The following is a 518-nucleotide window of genomic DNA, read 5'->3' as shown; positions in this document are numbered from 1 at the left end:
GATGCTTTTGCCAGAGCCTACCCGGAGCGGTTTTTTGATGTCGGCATTGCCGAGCAGCATGCCGTCACCTTTGCCGCCGGCCTTGCGACCGAAGGGCTGCGTCCGTTCTGCGCTATTTACTCCAGCTTCCTGCAGCGCGCCTATGACCAGGTGATGCACGATGTTGTGCTGCAAAACCTGCCTGTGCGCTTTGCCATTGACCGTGCCGGGCTGGTTGGTGCCGATGGTGCCACGCATGCCGGCTCTTTCGATATTGCATATCTGGGCTGCCTGCCCGGCATGACGATCATGGCACCTTCAGACGAAGTCGAGCTGCTGCATATGACAGCAACGGCCACAGCGTTTGATGAAGGCCCGATTGCCCTGCGCTACCCGCGTGGTGGCGGGCTTGGCCTTGAACTGCCGGCAGCCGGACAGGTGCTCGAAATTGGCAAAGGCCGGATTATTCGTGAAATGGGCAGTCAGAGCGGCCCTGAGAAAGGTGGCATCGCCATCCTCTCCCTCGGCCCGCGCCTGGC

At 61.0% G+C, this 518-nt stretch carries 1 pseudogene; it reads left to right on the top strand.

Annotated elements, in window-relative coordinates:
• Positions 1–518 (top strand): annotated as a pseudogene (locus tag HK11_RS08240) (1-deoxy-D-xylulose-5-phosphate synthase); the annotation flags it as partial.

The sequence above is a fragment of the Acetobacter sp. DmW_043 genome, from assembly GCF_002153485.1.
Lineage (GTDB): Bacteria > Pseudomonadota > Alphaproteobacteria > Acetobacterales > Acetobacteraceae > Acetobacter > Acetobacter thailandicus.
The sequence above is the reverse complement of the archived record's forward strand: the minus strand, read 5'-3'. Positions and strand labels throughout refer to the sequence as shown.